We start from the raw sequence: 22823 nt of genomic DNA, 5'->3' as shown, positions 1-22823 counted from the left end.
TTCTGCCATTTTGTTCACTCCTTATTCTCTAGATTATATCTCAAATCCTTGAGAATGGGGTGTCAACTTTTTTTATACCACATCAAAAGATACCACAGCCACCGCAGCCGACAAGATGATGAAAGTGCTTGAAGCGGAAACCGCAGCTACACACAAGCCAAGTTATACTGCATGACAAGCCTAATTCCAAAAAATCGTCATAATGACGGGCGATAAAGAAGCAAAATTCACATTTACCAGCTATACAGGCAGCCGCCCCGTGTGATATAATTTCCTTACGGAATAGCGGGGCTGGCTGTCGGAAATGGAGGAAACCATGATTAGACAGACAACCCAAAACCTCATTACCGCCCTTTATCCGAGATTATCCCATGAAGATGAATTGCAGGGCGAGAGTAATTCCATCTCCAACCAAAAGCGTATTTTGGAAAGCTATGCAAAACAGAACGGCTTTACCAATCTCCAATGGTACACGGACGATGGGTACTCCGGTGCGAACTTCCAAAGACCCGGTTTTCAAGCCATGCTTGCGGATATTGAAGCCGGGAAAGTCGGAACGGTCATTGTCAAGGATATGTCGAGATTAGGGCGAAACTATCTCCAAGTGGGAATGTATACGGACATGATTTTCCCACAAAGGGGCGTTCGCTTTATCGCTATCAACGATGGAGTGGACAGCGCACAGGGCGACAATGATTTTGCCCCTCTGCGTAATATCTTCAACGAATGGATGGTGAGAGATACGAGCAAGAAAATCAAGGCAGTTTTCCGCAGCAAAGGCATGAGTGGCAAGCCTATCACAAGTCAGCCGGTCTATGGCTATCTCAAAGGTGAGGACGGACGCTTTATCGTGGACGAAGAAGCTGCCCCGGTCGTCAAGCAGATTTTCAGTTTGTGCCTTGCCGGGAACGGTCCGACCAAAATCGCCCGTGTATTGACCGAGCAGCAAATCCCAACACCGGGTACATTGGAATACCGCAGGACAGGCAGCACACGCCGTTACTACCCCGATTATCCCTACAAGTGGGCGACCAACACGATTGTCCATATCCTTGAACGCAAGGAATATCTGGGGCATACGGTAAACTTCAAGACCGAGAAAGTGTCCTACAAGGTCAAATCAAGCGTGGAAAATCCCGAAGAAAAACAGGTCATTTTCGAGAATACCCATGAGCCAATCATTGACCTTGCCACATGGGAGCGTGTGCAGGAATTACGCAAGCAGCGCAAGCGTCCAAACCGCTATGATGAAGTCGGTCTGTTCTCCGGCTTGCTGTTCTGCGCCGATTGTGGGAGCGTCCTCTATCAGCAGAGATACGAGAACAAAACCCGAAAACAGGATTGCTACATCTGCGGCAACTACAAGAAGCGTACCCACGATTGCACCGCACATTTTATCCGCACCGACCTTTTGACTGCGGGTGTGACCGCCAATCTGCGGAAAGTGACAAGCTATGCAGCCAAGCATGAAAAGCAGTTTATGAAGCTGCTGATCGAGCAGAACGAGGACGGCGGCAAACGCCGCAACGCTGCCAAGCGAAAGGAACTGGACGCAGCCGAAAAGCGGATTGCGGAGCTGTCCGCTATCTTCAAGCGGCTTTATGAGGACAGTGTGACTGGGCGTATTTCTGATGAACGCTTTGCGGAACTTTCCGCAGACTATGAAGCCGAACAGAAACAGGTCAAGAGCCGTGCCGCTGAACTGCAAGCGGAACTGGCAAAGGCACAGGAAGCCACGGTTAATGCGGAAAAGTTTATGAAAGTTGTCCGCAAGTACACCAGCTTTGAGGAATTGACCCACACCCTGTTGCGGGAGTTTATTGAAAAAATCGTTGTCCATGATTGCAGCTATGACGAGAACGGCACACGCAGACAGGACATTGATATTTATTACAGCTTTGTCGGCAAGGTAGAACTTCCCGACGAATAATGCCCGACCTATCCGACACCTTGCGCAAGTGCCGGATAGGAACGGCAAAAAAATTTACACTTCTATTGCTTCTTTACCACACACAAGCAAAGTCTCAGGGCATGAAGCACTTAATGTCTTCTATGTGAAAAGATTTTAAAGGAAAAACGCACATCCTACGCATTTAACATGACAATTTCATGAAAAGCGAAAGGAAAACACTATGAAAATCGAATACACAAAAGTTGGAGACTACTATTTACCGAATCTTTATTATCCGGAGGAAACCAGACCGATCGGCTGTTGGGGAATGTTTCGGAAGGAATATCTGAAAGAACATAAATCTGGAACTTATACATATCTTCTTCTGACCGCCAGACTGGACAGCTATCTGGCAGATCTGAATGAACAGGCACAGGAACGCTTTGAGCTGATTGAAGCTCAAATACGAAGTGCGGAGGGAGTTACCGAGGAACTGAAGAGACAGAATCCTATGGAATGGGTACGCCACTGCAACAATATCCGCAACCGGGCTGCTGAAATCATCAAGCAGGAACTGATTTATATATAAGGGGGATTCCGGATATGAGAAGAGAATTGATTGAAAGTTATTATGAAGAATACCAGCAGGAACTGGAAAGATTTCTTGAATCTGATCCAGAGATGTTTTCTCTGGAAGCAGAAATTCATCATTACATAGATATACTGGAACCAGTCCTCAGAGATGCCGGACAGGAGATGTGGCAGGCATTGGACAGAATTATTTCAGCGAAAAATGCCATGGAAGGGATTGTGGCAAAAGAAATGTATATCCGAGGATTTCTGGATTATGAAAGGCTGGTGTGTGAGAAAGACAGTAAAATTTAAATATTCATCTTACAAGCACTGACTGTAACGGTCAGTGCTTCTTTTTTGTTTTTTTTAAAATCATCTGACATTCTTCAAGTCCCCACGTGTGATTAGTAAGAAAAATAAATTTTTCTGCGAAAGTACCGTCCAAACACCCTCTGAACCTTGCAATTAGTGAGGGAATAGTTCATTTTTGCGAAAAAAACTTGCAAAAGGGGGTTGGTAAATACACTTTCAAAAGCTTTATAGGTAGAGGAACAAAATTTTTTCATAATTTTTCAAAATCATGTCCGCTTTTATCTCTCCCAATACAGAGTAAGTGAAGGGGCTAACAAAAGTAAAAGAAAAAATGATAAAAATGCAAAAAAATATCACGAATTTTTTGCATCATGCCAAGTCATTTGACTTTAGTAATCAGAGGACGTTTTGGAATGTTCCTTCGCTGAACCTTGACAACCGATAAGTGCACCCTGGAAGTCTACCAGGAGTTCTGCCATGACCTTTCTTTTACAGAGAGTGAGCGGAATCATAATGACACTCCCGATGATGGGCGGCTGACCAAAGCCTTATGGTCAGTGGCCTGCTGATGCAGGCAGAGGCAGTCTGAGACGACTGCAGATGACAGGGAAACGCACGCCAGACCGCCGGACGAATGAAACTGATAACAATGTTTACAGGGCGAAATGCCTGGAAAGGAGCAGTTTATGACAGAACTGAAAATGAAAGAAATGCAGATAATCCACTGGTTTGGATGCCCGAATCTGAACTGTACAAAGGAAAGAATCCATCTGGCAGCTATGCTTGCAACGGATGCAGAAATGAAAAAGAATCTTTACAAGGTATGCAGATTCCTCGCAAGAGAAGAAATCGCATATCGGTATCCGAGCATATATGAAATGATTCGGAAAATGTTTTCGCCGGATGATACTAATCCACCGGACGCATGTGCAATGTTTATGCCGGACAATGAACCAGATGATGAAGAATATGCAATGGCAGCGTAGCTGCGGAAAGGACAGTAGCGATTATGAATAAAGTGATTTTAATGGGAAGACTGACAAAGAATCCGGAGATCAAATATGCCGGAAAAGATAATGATATGGCAGTAGCAAGATATACACTTGCGGTAAATAGAAGATATAAACGTGACGGAGAACAGGAAGCAGATTTTATTTCTTGTGTCACATTTGGAAAGAGTGCAGAGTTTGCACAGAAATATCTTCACAAGGGAACGAGAATTGTGATCGGAGGTCGTATCAGCACCGGTAATTATAAGGATAAGGACGGGAAAACAATTTACACCACAGATGTGATTGTGGAAGAACATGAATTTGCTCAGAACAAGGATAACGGTGCCGGTGCAGATTCGTCAGAAACACAGAAAACAGATAAGGACGGATTTATGGAAGCACCGGAAGGAGAGGTTCCATTTGACTAAACCGGGATAAATGGTTGGAGAGGCTGCTCTTTGCCGGGGCATTCTCTTTTCCATTTTAAAGAAGAAATCAAAAATTACAGGTATTCAACCTAACGAAAACGTGATATAATCAAAATATGGTTGAATGAGAAATATGGAGGTAGCTTATGGGCGTAAGTTATAACAGATTATGGAAAATGCTCATAGATAAAAATATGAAGCGGATAGAGATGCAGTACCTCACTGGGATCAGTGGTAATATTCTTGCCCGGATGGGAAAAAACCAGTATGTATCAATGGAGACGATTGAGAAGATATGCAAGAAGCTGGACTGCACTGTTGATGAGATGATGGAATTTACAGATGATGAATAACAGGAGCAGATATGTCAAATTATTAAATCTGGCAGAATACTTCAGAAGTCGAAAAAAGAAATTGAAAAAAGATAACATGCCGGATACGGCATAATTCTCTTGGCAAAGCTAAGAGCGCACTTCTATACATGCAATTTCATCTGCCTGTATCGTGCGACCTGCGGTGCTGCTCCCGGTTTTGAGAAATCTCAATCCGGGAAATACAGCGAAATCAGAGATTTCGTACAAGGGGAGTTTCCCCTTGCGGCACAAGTGCCTATCCCCGATAAAGTTTGTGGCTGAATATTTCAGATACAGACATATAAAGTGATAGAAAGCGTGAAATATAAATTTGAAGGGTGACAATATATGAAGTATTTATATTTGCATGGACTAGGGCAAAAACCAGACAGTTGGAATAGAGTAATAAAAGAAACGAAAGTATCGAAAAGCAGTCGCAGTTTAAGTTTATCAGAGATGTTAGAAGGGAAAGCTGCTACATATAAGGAATTATATTCAGCATTCTCATCAGAATGCGACAAGGAGAATGAAGAAATTGTCTTATGTGGGCTTTCACTGGGAGCTGTTTTGACACTTAATTATGCGATAGACCACCCGGATAAAGTAAAGGCACTCGTATTAATTGCAGCACAATATAAAATGCCAAAAAAATTATTAAAAGTTCAGAATATGTTGTTTCATCTTATGCCGAATTCGGCATTCAATAAAATGGGCTTCAAAAAAGCAGATGTTATTAACCTATGTGGTACGATGGCTGAATTAGATTTCAGCGACTCACTTCATAAGGTGTCTTGTCCGGTATTAATCGTTTGTGGAGAGAAGGACAATGCGAACAAAAAAACTGCAAAAGAACTTTGCCATTATTTGAACAATTCCAACTTCCATGAACTTATGAAAACAGGTCATGAAGCAAACATAGAAGATCCGGAAGAGTTGGCGATCGTGTTGCAAAGATTTTATGATAGTATCAATTAACTTCCCATTTATCGGGAAGTCGCAGAGAACGAAAAATCGGGAGTTATTGAACGGAATTTTGGAAATTATCGGGGGAACATTAGTATGAAGAAATGTAGATATTGTGGCAAAGAACTAAATAGTAATTTTGAATTCTGTAGCAATGAATGCGAAAACAGTTATAGGAAGATAATTGAGAAAGATAGACAGAAAATCAAGTATTTTATGATAGGGATTATTTTAGGGTTTTTAGTTATGTTTTATGGCATTACATTAAACAGCGACTTTATTATAGGAATTGGAATTATAGTAATGGGTATAGATGTTGTTATGTTGCCATTTACCACTCCAGAAACAACAACTTTTTTAGGATACCGAAAGTCAAAAGTTGTAGGAAGAATACTTGGTATATTACTTATAGCGGTTGGATTATGGGTAGGGCTTGTTTGATTACAAATTCCAGTTTTTGAAACAGAGAAATCGGTAGTTATGGAGGTGAAAAATGTATTTCACAGACGAAAAAGACTATATTATGCGAATGATAAAAGAAATGGTAAGAGTATTATTTTCTTTAATGTTTGGGAAAAAGTATGTTTCTGTTGAACTTGAAAAAGAAAATAAATATGAAGTATCAGGGAAAAATTTGAAAGATTTTCTTGATATGATTGATTCTGGGAAAATTAACGAAGCAGAGAATATACTTTTAGATAGCATTGATTATACAGACAGAAATGAGGTAATGGCAGCAGCTCTTTTCTACCAATATCTTAGTGAGAAGGATAGTGAGTTTTTGAAAAATAATAATTATACAAAAGAAGAAGTGATGTCTGGTTTTAAGCAATTACTTATGCAGTCAGGATATACTGATTTGCTATGTTTGGTCAAAGCTGAAGAGTAATGTAGAAAATTCAAAGAGATAAGAGTGATTGGCTGAAAGGAGAAATTGTATTATATGTTCTATATTGTTTTTGACTTTATGATGGCAGTGATTATGTTTTTGTTTGGAATGTGGTTTTATAAATCAGAAGGAAAAGCTGCTAAATTCTTGTCGGGTTATAATATGAAATCAGCGGATGAACGAAAGAAATACGATGAGAATGCTATGTGTAAGGCATATGGAAAAAGAATGATGTTTATGTCAGTTCCTTTTATTATTGGAATAATCATAGATATCCAATATCAAGGAATAGGCTGTTGGATCGCATGGGGGATATGGCTTATTATGTTTGTTTTGTTGCTTATTGATAGACATAAAAGAGAACGTTAAATTCAAGTTTGTAGAATTAAGAAAATTGGAATTTCGTGGGAGGTGTTATACAAATGAAACTGGCAGATTTATCAACTGGACCAGACTGGGTAGTATATGTTGGATTTATAATATTTGCTGTACTTTCCATAGTTTTGATTTCTGGACATGGAAGTTGGTTAATTTCCGGATATAATACAGCTTCAAAAGAAGAAAAGGCAAAATATAATGAAAAAAAACTATGCAGAACAATGGGAATTGGAATGTCTGTTATAGCAATTCTTCTATTAATTATGGGAGTGTTTGAAAATATTTTACCGGCATTTTTTGTGTATATTGCATTGGGTATTATTTTAGCTGATGTTGTGATAATTATTGTCTTGGGAAATACAATATGTAGAAGGTAACAAATTTCGACTTGTGGACTTTAACAACTCGAAATTTTCAAAGGGACTAACGAATAAATGAACAAAGAACATAATAATGAAAATAAAAATGACGAAGAAGATACTTTAACATTAGCCAAACTTTTTAGTAATTGGTATGTAGGTGCTGTTGTAGGATTTGCACTAGGTACTTTAAAGGGTGATTTAACAACAGCGAGTATAGGTTTGGTTATTGGAGCTACTGTAAGTTGGATATTTAAGAAGTGTTTAATGAGCAAAAAATGAGTTTGTTTGTTAACTTCCGGTTGACCAAGAAAAATGAGGAGGATTCATTATGAGTGAGAAAACAGAGATTACTTTCATGCAAACAAGATTAATCCGGCTTGCTTCAGAAGAGTGGCATTTACCTGTTGAACAGATTATCCACTTGTTTAAAGAAGCTGATGTTCTTGGATATATAGAAAAATGTTATGGAATTTTTCATTGTGAAGGCGATGAAGCTGTGCTTGAAGATATTACTGAATTTTTGCAAGGAAAGGGGATAGAGATTAGTGCTTGAGTTAAAAGATGGATTTGTTCTCTATCATGGAAGCTATTGTGAGGTAAAAGAGCCAGATCTTGCCAAATGTGCAAAGAGAAAAGATTTTGGGCAGGGATTTTATTTAACTACATCCAAGGAGCAGGCAGAAAGTTTTCTGAGAACCTCAATAGCCAAAGCAATCGCAACCGGAACAATTGAAGAGGGACAGAAGTTCGGATATATTTCGACTTTTGAATTCAACCTTTCAGGAAATCTTGAAACGCATATTTATGAAAATGCAGATGTAGACTGGTTACATTGCATTGCAGCTCATCGAAAGAAAAAAATGTTTATCGAAGTTGAACGTGAAATGGCAAGGTATGATATCATTGCAGGAAAGATTGCGGATGATGCAACAAACGCTACCCTTACTGCTTACCTTGCCGGGGCTTTCGGGACAGCAGGCGATAAGGAGGCAGACGATTTCTGCATCAGACAGTTATTGCCCAATAAACTAAAAGATCAATATTGCTTCAAAACAGAAGCCGCCATTAAGTGTCTGAAATTTGTGAAAGGTGAGAAGATATGGCTGAAGTAACAATTCCAAAGGAAAAAATGAATTATACAATAGACCTTCTTATCACTATGGTGACAGATGAGATTGCAGAAGAAACGGGAAAGGACAGAAAAGAGATATTGACAGATTTTCTATGTTCAAAGACAGGAAAAGCACTGTATGATGAGAAAACAAAGCTGTGGTGCAATGGTCCGGCATATATAGCTGAATTGTATAGGGAAGAGTTAAAGAAATCCGGATATCAGATTTGAGATGAATGCATATCCAGATGGTGTTAAAAACTTCCGCTATTATATCGTTGTGACAACTAAATATTTCAAAAACGCTGAGGTCAGCATTTCCTAATCATAGGACAACGACCTCAGTTTTTTTATACCTAGGAATCGGCATTCATGAATCAGCCGGTTCTTTTTGTTTACAGAAAAATGAAGGAGAACGACAAAGTGAGCAGAGCAAAAAATCCGAAATATGAATCCATGTCACTGGAAGAATTGAAGGCAAATATGGAAAAGAGCAGACAGGAACTGGAGGTTGCAATCCACAACAAAAACCTTCTGGAGCAGAGAAAAAAGTTAGTGGAACGCAGGGAACGCTCCCACCGGCTGATTGTCAAAGGGGCAGAGTTTGAGAAAGCGTTTCCGTTGTCCAGAGATCTGGAGCAGGAAGATGTTCAGAATATAATGAACCAGCTGCAGAACAGCAGTTACAACAAGAGTATTGTGCGGCAGACTTATATCTCAGCGTCACAAAAAGACCGACAACAGATTGCAGAAGCGGTTAAAAAAACAGAGAAGGGAGATGACAGTTAATGGCATTGTATCATTTTTCAGTAAGACATGTATCCAGAGGGAAAGGGCAGATGGTGGTTGCTTCCGCAGCCTATATTTCCGGGCAGAGGATTTATGACGGTTATTACAATAAGATACATGACTATACAAGCAAGTCGGGCGTGGTATTTACAGAAATTCTGACACCGGAGTATGTGCCGGAGCGTATGACAGACAGGGAAACACTCTGGAACGAGGTGGAGCATGTAGAAAGGAACAACAAGGCGCAGCTTGCCTATTCGTTTGACATTGCCCTGCAGAATGAACTGACACTTGAGGAAAATATAAGACTGGCGAAAGAATTCTGCCAGGAGCAGTTTGTGGTACGTGGCATGATCGTGGATCTGGCAGTCCATGAGGGAAAATCGGATAATGAAGAAGAGCCGGATAATCCCCATTTCCATGTGCTTGCCCCAATCCGTCCTTTTACAGAGGAAGGAATCTGGGGCAATAAACAGAGACGGGAATATATTCTTGATGAGGATGGAAACCGGGTGAAGGACGCGAAAGGAAAAGATATGTTCAATGCTGTTTCTACTACCGGTTGGAATGATCCCGAACTTTTAAAAGAATGGCGGCGGGCATGGACAGAGAAAGTAAATGGGAAATTCCAGGAGTGCCACATGGCAGCCAGAATCGACCACCGTTCCTACAAAGAACAGGGGATTGACCTGATCCCGACCATCCATGAGGGATATGAAGTCCGGGCAATGGAGAAAAAGGGAATCAAAACGGTAATCGGAGAACTGAACCGGGCAATCCGGCAGTTCAACCAGATGTTTATTTCTCTAAAAGAGTCTATTCAGTGGATGAAGACAGCTTATGAGGAAATGAAAGCAGAGCTAGATCGCAGACAGAACCCTACACTTCTGGAGAGTTTGCAGGATTATTATGATAAAAAGACACAGGGTAGACCGCCGTTACCAAATTTCTATGCGGAGATGAAACGGAGAGGGAAGAATCTCTCCAATTTACAGGAGTTTTCAAAATCCATCAATTATCTTCAGACCCATCAGATAGAGACGATGGATGACTTGCAGGAACGGATTGAGGAACTTAATGGTGTTGTTTCTGTCAGCAAAAAAGAAATTTCCGAAAAGCGAAAACAGTTAAAGGAACTGGAGAATCTGGAAAAGATGGCAGAGGTGATTAAAACAAACCAGCCATTGATTGATGAGTATAATCGTTTCTATTTTCAGAAAAGACGGGAGAAATATTATCAGCAGCATAAAAAAGAAATCAATTATTACCGCAAATGTGAACGGGAACTAAAACAGCATCTGGATCAAAATGGAAAGGTGCCTACTGCCAGATGGAAACGAGAGAAAGAAGAATTCCAGGCGGTGATCGAAGAGCTGAAAGCAGACAATCAGCCGTATCAGGAAGAACTTGCGTTTGTAAAAAAGGTACAGAGCTGTGCAGACATTGCCAGACGTGACCGGGAAATGGCAGAAGCAGATACTTCCGGGCGTTCAGAAGAAAAAAGGGAGAAGCAGGTGAAATTCCCGGTATTTTATGGAGTTCAGACGGAAGATATTCTTGAAGAAAATGGAAAAGCAGAGCAACAGCCGGTGAAGCAGTCGGAGCAGAAGACAGAAAAGAAGACTTCTCTTCTGAGAAAACTGGATGAAAAGAAGAAAGAGTGTGCAGAGCGTGATGCAAAACAACAGGCAGTGAAGAAAAAACGGAACCATGAGATGAGTTTATAACAGTCTGTCAGCAGGACAGATGGGAAAGGATGAGGAAAATGCAGTATACAGAAGAACAGATTACAAGAGCCAACCAGACCAATCTTGTTTCTTTTCTGAACGCACAGGGGGAACAGTTGGTGAAAAGTGGCAGGGAATATCGTTGGAAAAAGCATGACAGTGTAACGGTATCCGGTAACCGGTGGTATCGTCACAGTCAGGGCAGGGGCGGCTATCCGGTGGATTTTGTGATGGAATTTTACAACGCTACATTTCCGGAAGCAGTTAAAAAGTTAATCGGGGAGGAAGGCGAAGGCAGGAACAGTACCTGCCCCGCCCCGTCCCCTGACTTCCGGTTACCAGAGAAAGAGGAAAATAATGAGAAAATCATCAGATATCTGACAGAAAACAGAGGGATTGAAAAGAATCTGGTGGAGGAATGGATCAGCAGTGGGGATATTTATGAAGAAAAGAAGCACCATAATGTGGTGTTTGTTGGCAGGGATGCAGACGGTATTCCCAGATATGCCCATTGCAGGGGAACAAGTGAAATAAAATACAGGGGAGATGTGGCTGGATCTGATAAATCTTGCGGATTCTGTCACAGAGGGACGGATAATCAGTTGTTTGTGTTTGAAGCAGCCATTGATCTGCTTTCTTTTATCCAACTATTTCCCAAAGACTGGAAAAAGCGGAGCTACCTGAGTCTGGGTGGCATTTCCGGTGTGGCACTGAGGGCTTTTCTTTCTGAACGCCCTCAGATTACTTCTGTATTCCTGTGCCTGGATAATGACCAGGCAGGGAATGAAGCCTGTGAGAAACTGGCAGAAGAAATCCCGGACGGATACAGTGTCATCCGTCTGAAACCGTCCCGAAAGGACTGGAATGAAATCCTTTGCGATAAAAATGCAGACAGGAAGAAAGCAATCATTGAAACAGTTACAATGAAAGCACCGGAGAAGGAAGAATTGGTGCCAATGCTGTGTTATGAAGACATTGAGCAGACCAGCGTAGAATGGCTGTGGTTTCCCTATTTGCCATTTGGAAAACTGACGATTATCCAGGGCAATCCGGGAGAGGGAAAAACTTATTTTGCCATGATGCTGACCGCAGCCTGCACGAACCGGAAGACTTTCCCGAATATGGAAGAAATTGAACCTTTCAATGTGATCTATCAGACCGCCGAAGATGGCATGGGAGATACGATCAAGCCGAGACTGGTAGAAGCAGGTGCCGACCTGAGCCGGGTGATGGTCATTGATGATACAGAGGAAACACTGACATTATCCGATGACCGTATTGAAAAGGCTATCCGTCAGAATCAGGTCAGACTTTTAATCATTGATCCGGTACAGGCTTTTATCGGTGCAGATGTGGATATGAATCGGGCAAATGAAGTCCGTCCGGTATTCCGGAAACTAGGGATGATCGCAGAGCAGACAGGCTGTGCGATTGTGCTGATCGGACATCTGAACAAATCTTCCGGGACACAGAGCACCTACCGGGGACTTGGCTCCATTGACATCATGGCGGCAGTGAGGAGCCTGATCTTTATCGGAAAAGTAAAAAAAGACCCGACCACAAGGGTTCTGCTCCATGAGAAAAGTTCCCTTGCACCTCCGGGTGAGACGATGGCATTTAAACTTGGAGATGAAGAAGGCTTCCGATGGGTGGGAGCTTATGAGATTTCTGCCGATGAATTGTTAGATGGGAAAGAAGGAAAGCCGACAGAGACAAAACTACAAAGAGGGGCAAAGCTGATTCAGGAGCTTTTGACAGACGGAAACACGATCACCATCCGGGAAGTGGATGAAAAAGCAAAGGCACAGGGGATTTCCCAGAGAACCATGCGTGAAGTAAGAAGCCGGATGAAAGAAGAACTGGATTATCAGATGAATGAAAAGCAGGAAAATACTATTCGATTAAAAAAATAAAAGAGAATGGGTGACGGCAGGATTTTGGAGTAAACGGCAGTCTTTATAGATACCCTATCTGCCGCCTGCCGTTTGCCAGTGCAAGGCAATCGAACGAAAACAGTAGGTATCCATACGAAAATAAAAAAATGAAACCAACAGTCTGGGCAGTTAATCTGTAAAAATGGATTAGTTGCTCTTTTTTTGCAAAAAATGGAGGGTTTACAATGGCAGCGAAGAAGAAAATCATCAATATCAAAGTATATTTTGACGGTGATCAGGACGCAAAAGAAGTATTTGCCGAGGTGATTGCACAGAAAATACGTGACACGAAAACAAAAGATAAACTTGCAATAATGAAAGATAAGCAGTATAATGATTATGAGTTCAGTAATCTGAAATCTGCGTAGGATGTGCAACGTAACGGAGGTATCAGATGAACAACAGATATATGAGTAACAATATAGACAGAAATGCAACATGGAGAGTTGGCGTATACTGCCGACTTTCCAAAGATGACGAACTGACCGGAGAGAGTGCCAGCATCTCCAACCAAAGGGACATTCTGGTGAATTACTGTCAGTCACAGGGCTGGCAGGTGGTGGATGTGTTTCAAGACGATGGTTATACAGGATTGAATACAGACCGACCGGACTTGCAGAGACTTCTCAAAGCCTGTGAAAAAGGACTGGTGAATCTTGTGATTACCAAAGACCAGAGCCGACTGGGACGAAATCATGTACAGACAGGATTTCTGATGGAGGAGTTTTTCCCCAAGCATGGAGTAAGGTATATCGCATTATACGACAATGTGGATACCTTTGACGGGGACAATGAGATTGCTCCGTTTAAGAACGTGCTGAATGAGATGTATTCCAGGGATATTTCCAAGAAAGTTCATGCTTCCTACCACCTGCAGGCAACCAAGGGGAAGTTTACAGGCGTTGTTCCACCATTGGGATATCAGAAAGACCCGGAGGAAAAGGGACATCTTCTGATTGATGAGGAGACAGCACCGATTGTCCGGAAAATTTTTCAATGGGCGGTGGATGGTCATGGGATCAACTTCATATCCAGAGAACTGGAACGCCAGCAGATTCCATGCCCTACCTGGTGGCACAGGAAACGGGGACTTCGCACTTACTACACCAAATGGGAAAAGAAAGATCCGGAGAATGGGAAATTTGTCTGGGATGAATCTTATCTCAAGTCCCTGCTGATGAATCCAGTGTACTGTGGTGACATGGCTTCCCAGAAACGGTACTACCGTTTTAAGATTGGCAATCAGGGAGATAAAGCACCGGAGGATTGGATTACAGTCAGAAATACCCATGAAGCAATCATTCCGCAGGATGTATTTGATCTGGTACAGGCGAAGATGACAGGCAGGAAACGTCAGACAGAACAGGGAGAATACAGCATGTTTGCCGGATTGCTCCGCTGTGCAGAGTGTGGCGGTGCATTGACATTAAAGAAGACGCATACCAAAGATCAGCATGAAGTTTATACCTGTTCCACCTATATCCATAAGGGAAAAGCACACTGCACTCAACACCGGGTGGACGCTGATGATCTGTATGATGCAGTCCTTATCAGAATCCAGGAATGTGCAAAAGCAGTCACCGGAGATGGAACAGAACTGGAAAACCGGGTGAAGGAGTTATGCGAAGAAGATACACAGGGACACAGAGACAGTCTGGAGAAGCTGGTATCAAAACAGAAAGACCGCCTGGAGACATTAGACCGGTTGATTGCAAAACTGTATGATGATCTAATTAATGACAAGATTACAGAATCTGTTTTTGATAAGATGTTGGAGAAGACACAGAAAGAGCAGACAGACATCAAAAAGGAACTTTCCCAGAACCAGAGTGTGCTGAATACAGAAGAAAAACTGGATGCACAGTCCCAGCAGTGGATTGAGGATATCAGCGAGTATGCGGACATTAAAGAACTGGATGCCAATCTTCTGAACCGACTAATCAGTAAAATCGTTATCTCAGAACCGCAGGAGAAAGACGGAACAGAGAATTACCGCCGCACTCCTGAAATGGTCACAATGGAAATTCATTTCAATTTAAAACCAATACCGGAGCTTGGAACCATCGAAAGAGGTTCCGGCTCCCATAAATAAGAAAATCTATCAAAATTTAATCTATTTTAATCTTTTCAAGGCTTATTTCGAGCCAATATTTTCTCATAAAAGACATAAAACAGCTGATGGCCGGTGGCGGTGTAGCACTGATCGGCACGACTCTGGTGCCGCTGCTTTCCGGTCTGTTCGGTTAAGCAAAGGCTGTCGGGGCGAAGATTCCGACCGGGCGGCGAAAGCTGCCTGTTACATAGTCAGGTGCAGGCAATCTCCGCAGCTGGCTATGTTCTGCGCTCTCTGGCAGGTGCACATGTTGGAAGTATGGCGCAGAACCGCAGTTTAGAATCGCACCGGCTGATAGGCCGGACAAGTTACAGGAGGACAAATCTATGGCGTTTCTTACTACAACTGCATCGGCACTGTCTCTTTTCTCACAGCTGTTTATGCTTCTGTCCCGGATGGCGAAGCTGTTCGGCGTGTTCGCGTAAGGAAGGAGGCGGCTCATGCAGAGTATCCTTGAACAGATCACAGATTGGCTCAAGAGCATGATCATCAGCGGTATCATGGGAAATCTTTCAGGGATGTTCGATTCGGTCAACCAGCAGGTTGGACAGATCGCAGGAGATGTGGGAACCACACCGGCGAACTTTTCACCTGCGGTTTTTTCTATGATCCGCAACATCTCGGAATCCGTGATCCTGCCCATTGCCGGAATGGTGCTGACATTCATCGCCTGTTATGAGCTGATCCAGATGCTCATCGAGCATAACAATCTGGCAAATTTCGAGACCTGGACATTTTTCAAATGGGTCTTTAAGACCTTTCTGGCAGTGACCCTGATCTCGAACACATTCAATATCACGATGGCTGTCTTTGATGTGGCGCAGCAAGTGATCTCCCGAAGCGGCGGTCTGATTTCCGGCAGTACGTCCGTCAGCGATGCGACCCTGGCAGCGATGCAGGCCACACTGGAAGGCATGGACTTGGGACCGCTGCTGGGACTGTATTTGCAGACATTTGTGGTTCAGGTCACGATGCTGGCATTGTCGGCTATTATCTTTGTTATCGTGTATGGCCGAATGGTGGAAATATATCTCATGGTAAGCCTTGCGCCGATTCCGTTCGCAACCTTTGGAAACCATGAGCAGAGCCACACCGGTCAAAACTATCTACGCTCCCTGTTTGCACTGGGATTCCAGGGCTTTCTTATCATGATCTGTGTAGGCATCTATGCAGTTCTGATTCAGAACCTGTCTTTTTCGGATAACATTATCAGCAGCATTTGGGGCGTTATGGGCTATACGGTTTTGCTGGCATTTACGTTGTTTAAGACGGGAAGCCTCGCGAAATCCGTGTTTGCAGCGCACTAAGAGAGGAGGAATGAGTCATGGCATCTTATATTTCTGTGCCGCGAGACCTTTCAAAGGTCAAGACCAAGGTCTTTATGAACCTGACCAAACGGCAGATTCTCTGCTTCGGAGCCGGTGCGCTGATTGGCGTTCCGGTTTTCTTTTTACTCAAATCCAGCGGGAATCTGAGCCTTGCCGCACTTGGCATGATGGCGGTGATGCTGCCGCTTTTCTTTCTTGCCATGTATGAGAAAGACGGTCAGCCGCTGGAAGTGGTGGCAAAGCACTTCTATGAGGCAAAGTTCAAGAGGCCGAAAACGCGGCCTTACAAAACAAAAAATTACTATGCACTGCTGGTTCAGCAGGCAGACGTGGAAATGGAGGTAAATCGCATTGTTCAAAATTCTCGAAAAGCTGACAGCGAAGAATAAAAAGCAGGATGACATCCGAATGCCGTCCCATCTGTCAGCCGCAGAGCAAAAACAGGTGCAGACGGTGATTGACCGTGCAAGGGGTGACAGCACGGTTCCGCACTCAGCTCAGGATAGCATTCCCTTTCAGCGGATGTTCCCGGATGGTATCTGCCGTGTGACGGACAACTACTACACCAAAACCATTCAGTTTCAGGACATCAATTACCAGCTGGCACAGCAGGAGGATCAGACGGCTATCTTTGAGGAATGGTGCAGCTTCCTGAACTTCTTTGATTCCAGCATCCGCTTTGAGCTTTCTTTTATGAATATGGCTACGGATGCCTCGAATTTTGAGAAGATGGTGCGTATCCCGTACCAGAAGGATCATTTCAATCCGGTGCGCACGGAGTACAGCACCATGCTGCGCCGCCAGCTTGCCCAGGGCAACAACGGCCTGACCAAGACGAAGTACCTGACGTTTGGCATTGAGGCGGAATCCATGAAACAGGCAAAGCCGAGGCTCATTCACATCGAGATCGACCTGATGAACAACTTCAAACGCTTGGGTGTCCGGGCAAAATTGCTGAACGGCAAGGAACGGCTTCATCTGATGCACGATATGTTCCACATGGGTGACCATGACCGATTCAATTTCGATTGGAAGTGGTTGCCGGAGAGCGGGCTGTCGGTAAAGGACTTTATTGCACCGACCGGTTTTGCCTTTCCGAAGAACCGTATTTTTCAGATGGGCGGGATGTATGGCTCCATGTCCTATCTCCAGATCACGGCTTCCGACCTGTCGGATCAGCTGCTGAAGGATTTTCTGGATATGGAATCCAGCCAGATCGTGACTATGCACATTCAGTCGGTAGACCAGAATAAAGCAATCAAATCCATCAAGCACACCATTACGGAGCTGGATCGTTCCAAGATTGAGGAACAGAAGAAAGCTGTCCGTTCCGGATACGATATGGACATCATTCCGTCAGATTTGGCAACTTACGGCAAGGACGCAAAGGCACTGCTGAAGGAATTGCAGAGCCAGAATGAGCGTATGTTCCTGCTGACCTTTCTGGTGATGAACACCGGCGAGACGGAGCAGGAGCTGGAAACCAATGTGTTTCAAGCTTCCAGTATCGCGCAGAAGTACAACTGCAACCTGCGCCGTCTGGACTTTCAGCAGGAGCAGGGGCTGATGAGCTGTCTGCCGCTGGCACAGAACCTGATTGAGATTCAGCGCAGCATGACTACCAGCAGCACGGCAATTTTCGTTCCGTTTACCACCCAGGAACTGTTTCAGACCGGGAAAGAGGCTCTGTACTATGGGCTGAATGCTCTGTCCAACAACCTGATTATGGTTGACCGGAAAAAGCTCAAAAACCCCAACGGGCTGATTCTTGGTACTCCCGGTTCCGGTAAATCCTTTTCTGCCAAGCGTGAAATCGCCAATGCGTTCCTGGTGACGGATGACGATGTAATTGTGTGCGATCCTGAAGCCGAGTACACGGCACTGGTGAAGAAATTTGAGGGGCAGGTCATTAAAATCAGCCCTTCCAGCACGCAGTATATCAACCCGATGGACATCAATGCGAACTATTCGGAAGAGGATAATCCGATTGCCTTGAAAGCAGATTTCATCCTGTCCCTGTGTGAGCTGATCGTGGGCGGAAAAGAAGGCTTGCAGCCGGTAGAAAAGACGGTCATCGACCGATGTGTTCATCAGATTTACCAGACCTATTTTGAGAATCCGGTGCCGGAGAACATGCCGGTGTTGCAGGACTTGTACGAGGCACTGCTCCGGCAGGATGAAAAGGAAGCACACCATGTGGCAACGGCACTGGAAATCTATGTGACCGGTTCGCTGAACCTGTTTAACCACCGCACCAACGTAGATATCAATAACCGGCTGGTCTGCTATGACATCAAGGAGCTGGGCAAGCAGCTGAAAAAGATCGGTATGCTGGTGGTGCAGGATCAGGTCTGGGGGCGTGTAACCGCCAACCGCAATGCCGGTAAAGCCACCCGCTACTATATGGACGAGTTCCATCTGCTTTTGAAAGAAGAGCAGACAGCGGCTTACAGCGTGGAAATCTGGAAGCGATTCCGTAAATGGGGTGGTATTCCCACCGGCATCACCCAGAACGTGAAAGACCTGCTTTCTTCCCGCGAAGTGACGAACATTTTTGAGAACAGCGACTTCATTTATATGCTGAATCAAGCAGCCGGTGATCGTCAGATTTTGGCGGATCAGCTGAATATCAGCCCACATCAGCTGTCCTATGTGACCCACTCCGGTGAAGGCGAAGGACTGCTGTTCTACGGAAATGTGATTTTGCCGTTCGTTGATCGTTTCCCGACCGATCTGGAACTGTACCGGATTATGACGACAAAATTAACCGAAGTGCAGGAAGCGAAGGAGGCGTAAGCGATGGCTGGCAAGAAAAATCCGAATCTCGGAGACAAGCTGCGGCAGGAGCGCGAGGGTGCGGAAAACACCCTTCGCGATTCCAGAAGCAAGACCGCAGACAGCAGTACGGGAGACAGCAGCAAGAAAAAAGCGGAACACCGAAGGCAGATTCGTCACGAGGCCGATCTTGCCAAGATGTGCAGTAAGAAGCTGAAATCGGAGCAGGAGGTAAAGGCGAAGAAGAATGAAGCGGCTTCCGGGAAAAAGGGCGGTAAGCCAAAGAAGCCGGGGAATCTTTCGGCAGATGCGATTTCAGCCAAAGCACATCAGAGTGTGCGCAATGCCGACCAGGATAATAATTCCGGTGTGGAGGCAGCGCATTTTTCCGAAGGTTCAGCGGAAGGTGCAGCCCGTGCCGGTTCCCGGTTCCAATATGGTCGAAAGCTGCGGCAGTACAAAAAGCTGGAGCGGTTGGAGAAAAAGGCAGATAAAGATGCCGTGGATTCCATCTTTGCGGAACGCATGAAGTCTGATCCGCAGGCTGGCTCGAATTTCTTTTCCAGATGGCGGCAGAAGCAGGCTATCAAAAAAGAGTATGCCGCTGCGAAGGCAGGTGCAGCCGCAGCGGAGAACACAGCAGCTGGCACGGCCAAAGCTGCGCAGGGTACTGCCAGCATGACGGAAAAGGCGTTTCAGTTTGTGCAGAGCCACTCGCATATCATCATCGGGATTGCAGCCGTGGGACTGCTTGTTTTGGTGATTGCCGGGTCGGTATCGTCCTGCTCTGTCTTGATCAATGGCGGCGGCAATGTGGTGCTGGGGACTTCCTATACAGCGGAAGATGAAGATTTGAAAGGCGTGGAGACGGATTATACCAAGCTGGAAGATAAACTTCGCAAACAAATCGACCGCATTGAAACCGACCATCCGGGCTATGACGAGTATCGCTACAATTTGGCGGAAATCGGTCACAATCCCTATGAGCTTGCTTCTCTGCTGACCGTAGAATTTGAAAACTATACGAGAAGCCAGGTGCAGGCACGGCTCCAGAGTATTTTTGAAGCGCAGTATGAGCTGAAGTTGGAAGAAAAGGTAGAAATCCGGACAAGGAAAGAAACCCGTGTGGGCTATCGCTATAATCCGATCACCGGAACCGGACACACCTACACCTATCAAGTGACGGTACAGTATGAGTATAAAATCCTCAATGTAACGCTGCTCAATCGGGGTGTGGACTATGTTGCCAGAAATTCCGGCCTCACAGATGACCAGCTGCAACGCTACGAAGTCACATTGGAGTGCCGGGGCAATAGGGATGATCTGTTTGCAGGCATTGCCTTTGCAACGCCGGATGGCGCAGGTTCCAGCGGAGAATATCAGGATTACGATATTCCGGGCGAAGCACTGACGGATGAAAAATTCCGGAAGATGATTACCGAAGCAGAGAAATATCTCGGCTATCCCTATGTTTGGGGCGGCAGTTCACCGAGCACCAGTTTTGATTGTTCCGGTTTTGTAAGCTGGGTCATCAATCACTGCGGGAATGGCTGGAATGTAGGCAGACAGACGGCCAATGGTCTGATGGGAAAATGCGACATTATCCCGAAGAGTGAAGCAAAGCCCGGAGACCTGATCTTCTTCCAGAAAACCTACAACACCAGCGGCGCATCCCATGTGGGCATTTATGTCGGCAACGGGATGATGATCCACTGTGGCTCACCAATTTCCTATGCTTCCATTGAGACGAGCTACTGGCGGCAGCACTACTACTGCATGGGAAGAATTCGATAAAAATAGGGCGTTTATTCGCCCGGAAAGGATACGATATGAGCTTGAAACTGGAAAAGATTGCTGCGGAGCGCGAGAAAGCCCGCAGGAAACGCGATGAATGGGAGGAGCGCAGAAAGGAATGGGACAGAAAGTACCACGAGCAGGAAAACAGCGAAATCTGTGAAATGGTACATGCCCAGAGCCTGACCCCGGAACAGCTGGCAGTCATCATTCAGCTGGCGCAGGCTGCGGTTCCCAACCCGGAGAACCTGAAACTGGATGAGAAAGAAACGGAGGATATGGAATGAAAAAGATGATGGCAATGCTGCTTGCCAGCGTGATGGCGGCAGGAACCTTTACGACCACTGCATTTGCCTATACGGGCGATGATGTGCAGAAGAACACGCCTGTCAGTACCGCTGCACAGGAGACGGATGCAGCAGAAAGCACAAATGCGGGGAAAACGGACAATATCGACAGCATCGAAATCGACCCGGACATGCAGGTTCTGCCGGATGGCTATGAGGTCTCTACGGATGCGGATGGGAACCTGATCGTTACGGTGGGCGGCAAAGAATACAATATCGGCAGCGAAAAGTCCCAAAAGCAGACTGGTACGGTGGTGCCGGGGATCACCAGTCTGCATTTTCGTTCCGGTCCCGGCATGGATCAGGAGATTATCGGATATCTGCATTCCGGTGATACGGTGGAGATTGTCGAAAAATGCGGTGACTGGTATAAGGTAAACTTCAACGGCAAAACCGGGTATGCACATGGAAAGTACCTGAATGTCACGGATTCTGCAAAAGACAGCAGCATGTTCAGTGAAGATGCGCTGAAGCTGTTTCTGGATCTGATGCAGAGTGGAATGTCATACGAGGATGAGACGAAATCCAGTGCAGCTTTGACTCCGGAAGGAAATATGACGCTGGTGGACGATATCGGTGAGGAAGAAGATAAATCCAGCCAGCAGTTCATTACGCTGGTGACAAAGGCGGGCAACACCTTTTATCTGATCATCGACCGCGATAAAGACGGCAACCAGAATGTGCATTTCCTGAACATGGTGGACGAGGCCGATCTGCTTGCGCTGATGGATGAAGAGGAAGCTGCCAAGTATCGGGAGAAGGAGCCGGAAGTCACGGAACCTGCGGAAACCGAAAAGCCGCAGGAGACGGAACCGGCACCGGAAGAGCAGAAAACAGAGAGCGAGCAGAAGAAATCGTCTCCGCTTCCGATGATTATGCTGCTTCTGTTTGTGATCGGTGCAGCCGGTGTCGGCGGTTATCTCTATATCAAGATGAAGGGCGTAAAGCCTGCGTCCAAGAAAAATCAGCCGGACCCGGATGCGGATTATCACGATGAGGATGAAGATACGCTCCAGCTGCCGGAGGATGATGGTGACGAGGACGAAGAAGTGGATGTCAACGAGGATTATGAAGCGGAATCGGACGATGAACCTGTCTGATTAACGCAGCGTTGACCGGTGGGGCGGCTGAAAAGCCGTCCCCTTTACATAGCCAAATGGTTGGTGGGTGAACTATTTTGAGCTATGAAGCTATGGAATCTGTAGGCGATATCTGATAAAATAGAAAGTAAGAACAGCTCAACAACTCATTATTTGAGGAACTGGGCGGCAAATACGAAAGGCAAGGGGATTATTTGATACCGTGCTTAACTGTACCCGCCGAAGAAGAACAGGCAATAGGCATCTGGGGGCAACGGCATTTAGATTATCTAAAACAGTACCGTAAAGTTACATACACCAATCTTCTTACAAGCGGCAGACTTAACGCTTACCTTGCCGACATTGACAGACAGGCACAGGAACGCTTTGAAAGGCTCATAGAGGGTATGAAACAGGCACAGGGCATAACGGAACAGCTAAAGGCAGAAAACGCCTTAGAATGGACAGGATGCCTCAATAACATAAGGGCTTGTGCGAGGGAGATTGTGGAAAAGGAAATTATTTTTGCATAAACAGATGATTAGTGGCAGGGGGAAATCCTGCCGCTTTTTCTGCTTTAGTTTGTCAGCTTGACAAATAAAGCTTGACAAATAAAGGGTTAAGGAATATAATTAGATTCAGTATTATACAAGGAGTTAATAAATATGCGGCAAGGTATTCTTAA

General features: G+C 44.9%; 28 protein-coding genes and 1 pseudogene. All 29 read left to right on the top strand.

Going from position 1 to position 22823, the window contains the following annotated elements; translation table 11 throughout:
- Positions 1-316: 316 nt before the first annotated feature.
- The 29 genes and pseudogenes from OCV99_RS17365 (at position 317) to OCV99_RS17230 (ending at position 22671) form a co-directional block, all read left to right on the top strand.
- On the top strand, positions 317-1930 hold the full coding sequence (locus OCV99_RS17365) for a recombinase family protein (RefSeq protein ID WP_158372267.1): 1614 nt from the start codon (positions 317-319) through the stop codon (positions 1928-1930).
- 20 nt (positions 1931-1950) lie between these two features.
- A pseudogene (locus OCV99_RS18495) lies at positions 1951-2049 on the top strand (Maff2 family mobile element protein); the annotation flags it as partial.
- 83 nt (positions 2050-2132) lie between these two features.
- On the top strand, positions 2133-2480 hold the full coding sequence (locus OCV99_RS17360; RefSeq protein ID WP_055307239.1) for a TnpV protein: 348 nt from the start codon (positions 2133-2135) through the stop codon (positions 2478-2480).
- A 14-nt stretch (positions 2481-2494) separates the two neighbouring features.
- Positions 2495-2776 carry a hypothetical protein gene (locus OCV99_RS17355; RefSeq protein ID WP_055307238.1) on the top strand — a complete coding sequence of 94 codons (282 nt, stop codon included), beginning with the start codon at positions 2495-2497 and terminating at the stop codon, positions 2774-2776.
- Positions 2777-3462: 686 nt separating this feature from the next.
- Complete coding sequence (locus OCV99_RS17350) at positions 3463-3762, top strand: hypothetical protein (protein ID WP_242858680.1); 300 nt, start codon at positions 3463-3465, stop codon at positions 3760-3762.
- A gap of 23 nt (positions 3763-3785) precedes the next feature.
- Positions 3786-4196, top strand: coding sequence for a single-stranded DNA-binding protein (locus OCV99_RS17345; RefSeq protein ID WP_055307236.1), 411 nt, complete (start codon positions 3786-3788; stop codon positions 4194-4196).
- Positions 4197-4342: 146 nt separating this feature from the next.
- Entirely contained in the window at positions 4343-4549 is a 207-nt protein-coding gene (locus tag OCV99_RS17340; RefSeq protein ID WP_005341250.1) for a helix-turn-helix domain-containing protein, read from the top strand.
- A 348-nt stretch (positions 4550-4897) separates the two neighbouring features.
- Positions 4898-5524 (top strand): alpha/beta fold hydrolase, encoded by a 627-nt coding sequence (locus tag OCV99_RS17335; protein ID WP_055307235.1) that lies wholly within the window; start codon positions 4898-4900, stop codon positions 5522-5524.
- An 84-nt stretch (positions 5525-5608) separates the two neighbouring features.
- Positions 5609-5953, top strand: a complete 345-nt coding sequence (locus OCV99_RS17330) for a DUF2116 family Zn-ribbon domain-containing protein (protein WP_158372265.1) — start codon at positions 5609-5611, stop codon at positions 5951-5953.
- A 52-nt stretch (positions 5954-6005) separates the two neighbouring features.
- Positions 6006-6401: a DUF6483 family protein gene (locus tag OCV99_RS17325; RefSeq protein ID WP_005337294.1), complete on the top strand. Its 396-nt coding sequence runs from the start codon at positions 6006-6008 to the stop codon at positions 6399-6401.
- Positions 6402-6455: 54 nt separating this feature from the next.
- Positions 6456-6770, top strand: a complete 315-nt coding sequence (locus OCV99_RS17320) for a DUF3784 domain-containing protein (protein WP_005341847.1) — start codon at positions 6456-6458, stop codon at positions 6768-6770.
- A gap of 53 nt (positions 6771-6823) precedes the next feature.
- On the top strand, positions 6824-7156 hold the full coding sequence (locus OCV99_RS17315) for a DUF3784 domain-containing protein (RefSeq protein ID WP_015542405.1): 333 nt from the start codon (positions 6824-6826) through the stop codon (positions 7154-7156).
- 57 nt (positions 7157-7213) lie between these two features.
- Entirely contained in the window at positions 7214-7420 is a 207-nt protein-coding gene (locus OCV99_RS17310; protein ID WP_158372263.1) for a hypothetical protein, read from the top strand.
- A gap of 49 nt (positions 7421-7469) precedes the next feature.
- Positions 7470-7694 (top strand): DUF3791 domain-containing protein, encoded by a 225-nt coding sequence (locus OCV99_RS17305; RefSeq protein ID WP_015553412.1) that lies wholly within the window; start codon positions 7470-7472, stop codon positions 7692-7694.
- Positions 7687-8253: a DUF3990 domain-containing protein gene (locus tag OCV99_RS17300; RefSeq protein ID WP_055307232.1), complete on the top strand. Its 567-nt coding sequence runs from the start codon at positions 7687-7689 to the stop codon at positions 8251-8253. The genes OCV99_RS17305 and OCV99_RS17300 overlap by 8 nt, the downstream gene beginning before the upstream one ends.
- Positions 8241-8483, top strand: coding sequence for a hypothetical protein (locus OCV99_RS17295; protein ID WP_055307231.1), 243 nt, complete (start codon positions 8241-8243; stop codon positions 8481-8483). Before OCV99_RS17300 ends, OCV99_RS17295 begins: the two co-directional genes overlap by 13 nt.
- Positions 8484-8675: 192 nt before the next feature.
- Complete coding sequence (locus OCV99_RS17290; protein ID WP_055307230.1) at positions 8676-9041, top strand: DUF3847 domain-containing protein; 366 nt, start codon at positions 8676-8678, stop codon at positions 9039-9041.
- The gene (mobQ, locus tag OCV99_RS17285; RefSeq protein ID WP_158372261.1) at positions 9041-10768 is read left to right on the top strand and encodes a MobQ family relaxase; all 1728 of its coding nucleotides are present in this window, start codon (positions 9041-9043) and stop codon (positions 10766-10768) included. Before OCV99_RS17290 ends, mobQ begins: the two co-directional genes overlap by 1 nt.
- A gap of 38 nt (positions 10769-10806) precedes the next feature.
- Positions 10807-12681 (top strand): AAA family ATPase, encoded by a 1875-nt coding sequence (locus tag OCV99_RS17280; protein ID WP_262576009.1) that lies wholly within the window; start codon positions 10807-10809, stop codon positions 12679-12681.
- A 206-nt stretch (positions 12682-12887) separates the two neighbouring features.
- Positions 12888-13070 (top strand): hypothetical protein, encoded by a 183-nt coding sequence (locus tag OCV99_RS17275; protein WP_158372257.1) that lies wholly within the window; start codon positions 12888-12890, stop codon positions 13068-13070.
- Positions 13071-13096: 26 nt separating this feature from the next.
- Positions 13097-14794: a recombinase family protein gene (locus OCV99_RS17270; protein WP_055307227.1), complete on the top strand. Its 1698-nt coding sequence runs from the start codon at positions 13097-13099 to the stop codon at positions 14792-14794.
- Positions 14795-14817: 23 nt separating this feature from the next.
- Entirely contained in the window at positions 14818-14949 is a 132-nt protein-coding gene (locus tag OCV99_RS18490; protein ID WP_465245507.1) for a Maff2 family mobile element protein, read from the top strand.
- Positions 14950-15255: 306 nt separating this feature from the next.
- The gene (locus tag OCV99_RS17260; protein ID WP_129873247.1) at positions 15256-16122 is read left to right on the top strand and encodes a VirB6/TrbL-like conjugal transfer protein, CD1112 family; all 867 of its coding nucleotides are present in this window, start codon (positions 15256-15258) and stop codon (positions 16120-16122) included.
- 17 nt (positions 16123-16139) lie between these two features.
- Entirely contained in the window at positions 16140-16532 is a 393-nt protein-coding gene (locus tag OCV99_RS17255; RefSeq protein WP_002576402.1) for a PrgI family protein, read from the top strand.
- A gap of 19 nt (positions 16533-16551) precedes the next feature.
- Positions 16552-18939 (top strand): VirB4-like conjugal transfer ATPase, CD1110 family, encoded by a 2388-nt coding sequence (locus OCV99_RS17250; RefSeq protein ID WP_038280798.1) that lies wholly within the window; start codon positions 16552-16554, stop codon positions 18937-18939.
- A gap of 3 nt (positions 18940-18942) precedes the next feature.
- Positions 18943-20712: a C40 family peptidase gene (locus OCV99_RS17245; protein ID WP_129873249.1), complete on the top strand. Its 1770-nt coding sequence runs from the start codon at positions 18943-18945 to the stop codon at positions 20710-20712.
- Positions 20713-20747: 35 nt separating this feature from the next.
- Positions 20748-20999 carry a DUF4315 family protein gene (locus OCV99_RS17240; RefSeq protein WP_005929904.1) on the top strand — a complete coding sequence of 84 codons (252 nt, stop codon included), beginning with the start codon at positions 20748-20750 and terminating at the stop codon, positions 20997-20999.
- Entirely contained in the window at positions 20996-22159 is a 1164-nt protein-coding gene (locus OCV99_RS17235) for a CD1107 family mobile element protein (protein WP_129873251.1), read from the top strand. Before OCV99_RS17240 ends, OCV99_RS17235 begins: the two co-directional genes overlap by 4 nt.
- A gap of 161 nt (positions 22160-22320) precedes the next feature.
- Complete coding sequence (locus OCV99_RS17230; protein WP_158372255.1) at positions 22321-22671, top strand: TnpV protein; 351 nt, start codon at positions 22321-22323, stop codon at positions 22669-22671.
- Positions 22672-22823 lie beyond the last annotated feature (152 nt).

It is taken from the genome of Dorea acetigenes (genome assembly GCF_025567385.1).
Taxonomy (GTDB): Bacteria; Bacillota; Clostridia; order Lachnospirales; family Lachnospiraceae; genus Claveliimonas; species Claveliimonas acetigenes.
The sequence above is the reverse complement of the archived record's forward strand: the minus strand, read 5'-3'. Positions and strand labels throughout refer to the sequence as shown.

Excerpts from the sequence above, each read along its gene's own strand:
- OCV99_RS17360 (WP_055307239.1), top strand. The coding sequence starts at position 2,133 with ATGAAAATCGAATACACAAAAGTTGGAGACTACTATTTACCGAATCTT.
- OCV99_RS17280 (WP_262576009.1), top strand. The coding sequence starts at position 10,807 with ATGCAGTATACAGAAGAACAGATTACAAGAGCCAACCAGACCAATCTT.
- OCV99_RS17235 (WP_129873251.1), top strand. The coding sequence starts at position 20,996 with ATGAAAAAGATGATGGCAATGCTGCTTGCCAGCGTGATGGCGGCAGGA.
- OCV99_RS17260 (WP_129873247.1), top strand. The coding sequence starts at position 15,256 with ATGCAGAGTATCCTTGAACAGATCACAGATTGGCTCAAGAGCATGATC.
- OCV99_RS17270 (WP_055307227.1), top strand. The coding sequence starts at position 13,097 with ATGAACAACAGATATATGAGTAACAATATAGACAGAAATGCAACATGG.
- OCV99_RS17325 (WP_005337294.1), top strand. The coding sequence starts at position 6,006 with ATGTATTTCACAGACGAAAAAGACTATATTATGCGAATGATAAAAGAA.
- OCV99_RS17255 (WP_002576402.1), top strand. The coding sequence starts at position 16,140 with ATGGCATCTTATATTTCTGTGCCGCGAGACCTTTCAAAGGTCAAGACC.
- OCV99_RS17335 (WP_055307235.1), top strand. The coding sequence starts at position 4,898 with ATGAAGTATTTATATTTGCATGGACTAGGGCAAAAACCAGACAGTTGG.
- mobQ (WP_158372261.1), top strand. The coding sequence starts at position 9,041 with ATGGCATTGTATCATTTTTCAGTAAGACATGTATCCAGAGGGAAAGGG.
- OCV99_RS17315 (WP_015542405.1), top strand. The coding sequence starts at position 6,824 with ATGAAACTGGCAGATTTATCAACTGGACCAGACTGGGTAGTATATGTT.
- OCV99_RS17320 (WP_005341847.1), top strand. The coding sequence starts at position 6,456 with ATGTTCTATATTGTTTTTGACTTTATGATGGCAGTGATTATGTTTTTG.
- OCV99_RS17240 (WP_005929904.1), top strand. The coding sequence starts at position 20,748 with ATGAGCTTGAAACTGGAAAAGATTGCTGCGGAGCGCGAGAAAGCCCGC.
- OCV99_RS17355 (WP_055307238.1), top strand. The coding sequence starts at position 2,495 with ATGAGAAGAGAATTGATTGAAAGTTATTATGAAGAATACCAGCAGGAA.
- OCV99_RS17245 (WP_129873249.1), top strand. The coding sequence starts at position 18,943 with ATGGCTGGCAAGAAAAATCCGAATCTCGGAGACAAGCTGCGGCAGGAG.
- OCV99_RS17275 (WP_158372257.1), top strand. The coding sequence starts at position 12,888 with ATGGCAGCGAAGAAGAAAATCATCAATATCAAAGTATATTTTGACGGT.
- OCV99_RS17365 (WP_158372267.1), top strand. The coding sequence starts at position 317 with ATGATTAGACAGACAACCCAAAACCTCATTACCGCCCTTTATCCGAGA.
- OCV99_RS17345 (WP_055307236.1), top strand. The coding sequence starts at position 3,786 with ATGAATAAAGTGATTTTAATGGGAAGACTGACAAAGAATCCGGAGATC.
- OCV99_RS17310 (WP_158372263.1), top strand. The coding sequence starts at position 7,214 with ATGAACAAAGAACATAATAATGAAAATAAAAATGACGAAGAAGATACT.
- OCV99_RS17305 (WP_015553412.1), top strand. The coding sequence starts at position 7,470 with ATGAGTGAGAAAACAGAGATTACTTTCATGCAAACAAGATTAATCCGG.
- OCV99_RS17340 (WP_005341250.1), top strand. The coding sequence starts at position 4,343 with ATGGGCGTAAGTTATAACAGATTATGGAAAATGCTCATAGATAAAAAT.
- OCV99_RS17295 (WP_055307231.1), top strand. The coding sequence starts at position 8,241 with ATGGCTGAAGTAACAATTCCAAAGGAAAAAATGAATTATACAATAGAC.
- OCV99_RS17350 (WP_242858680.1), top strand. The coding sequence starts at position 3,463 with ATGACAGAACTGAAAATGAAAGAAATGCAGATAATCCACTGGTTTGGA.
- OCV99_RS17330 (WP_158372265.1), top strand. The coding sequence starts at position 5,609 with ATGAAGAAATGTAGATATTGTGGCAAAGAACTAAATAGTAATTTTGAA.
- OCV99_RS17250 (WP_038280798.1), top strand. The coding sequence starts at position 16,552 with ATGCCGTCCCATCTGTCAGCCGCAGAGCAAAAACAGGTGCAGACGGTG.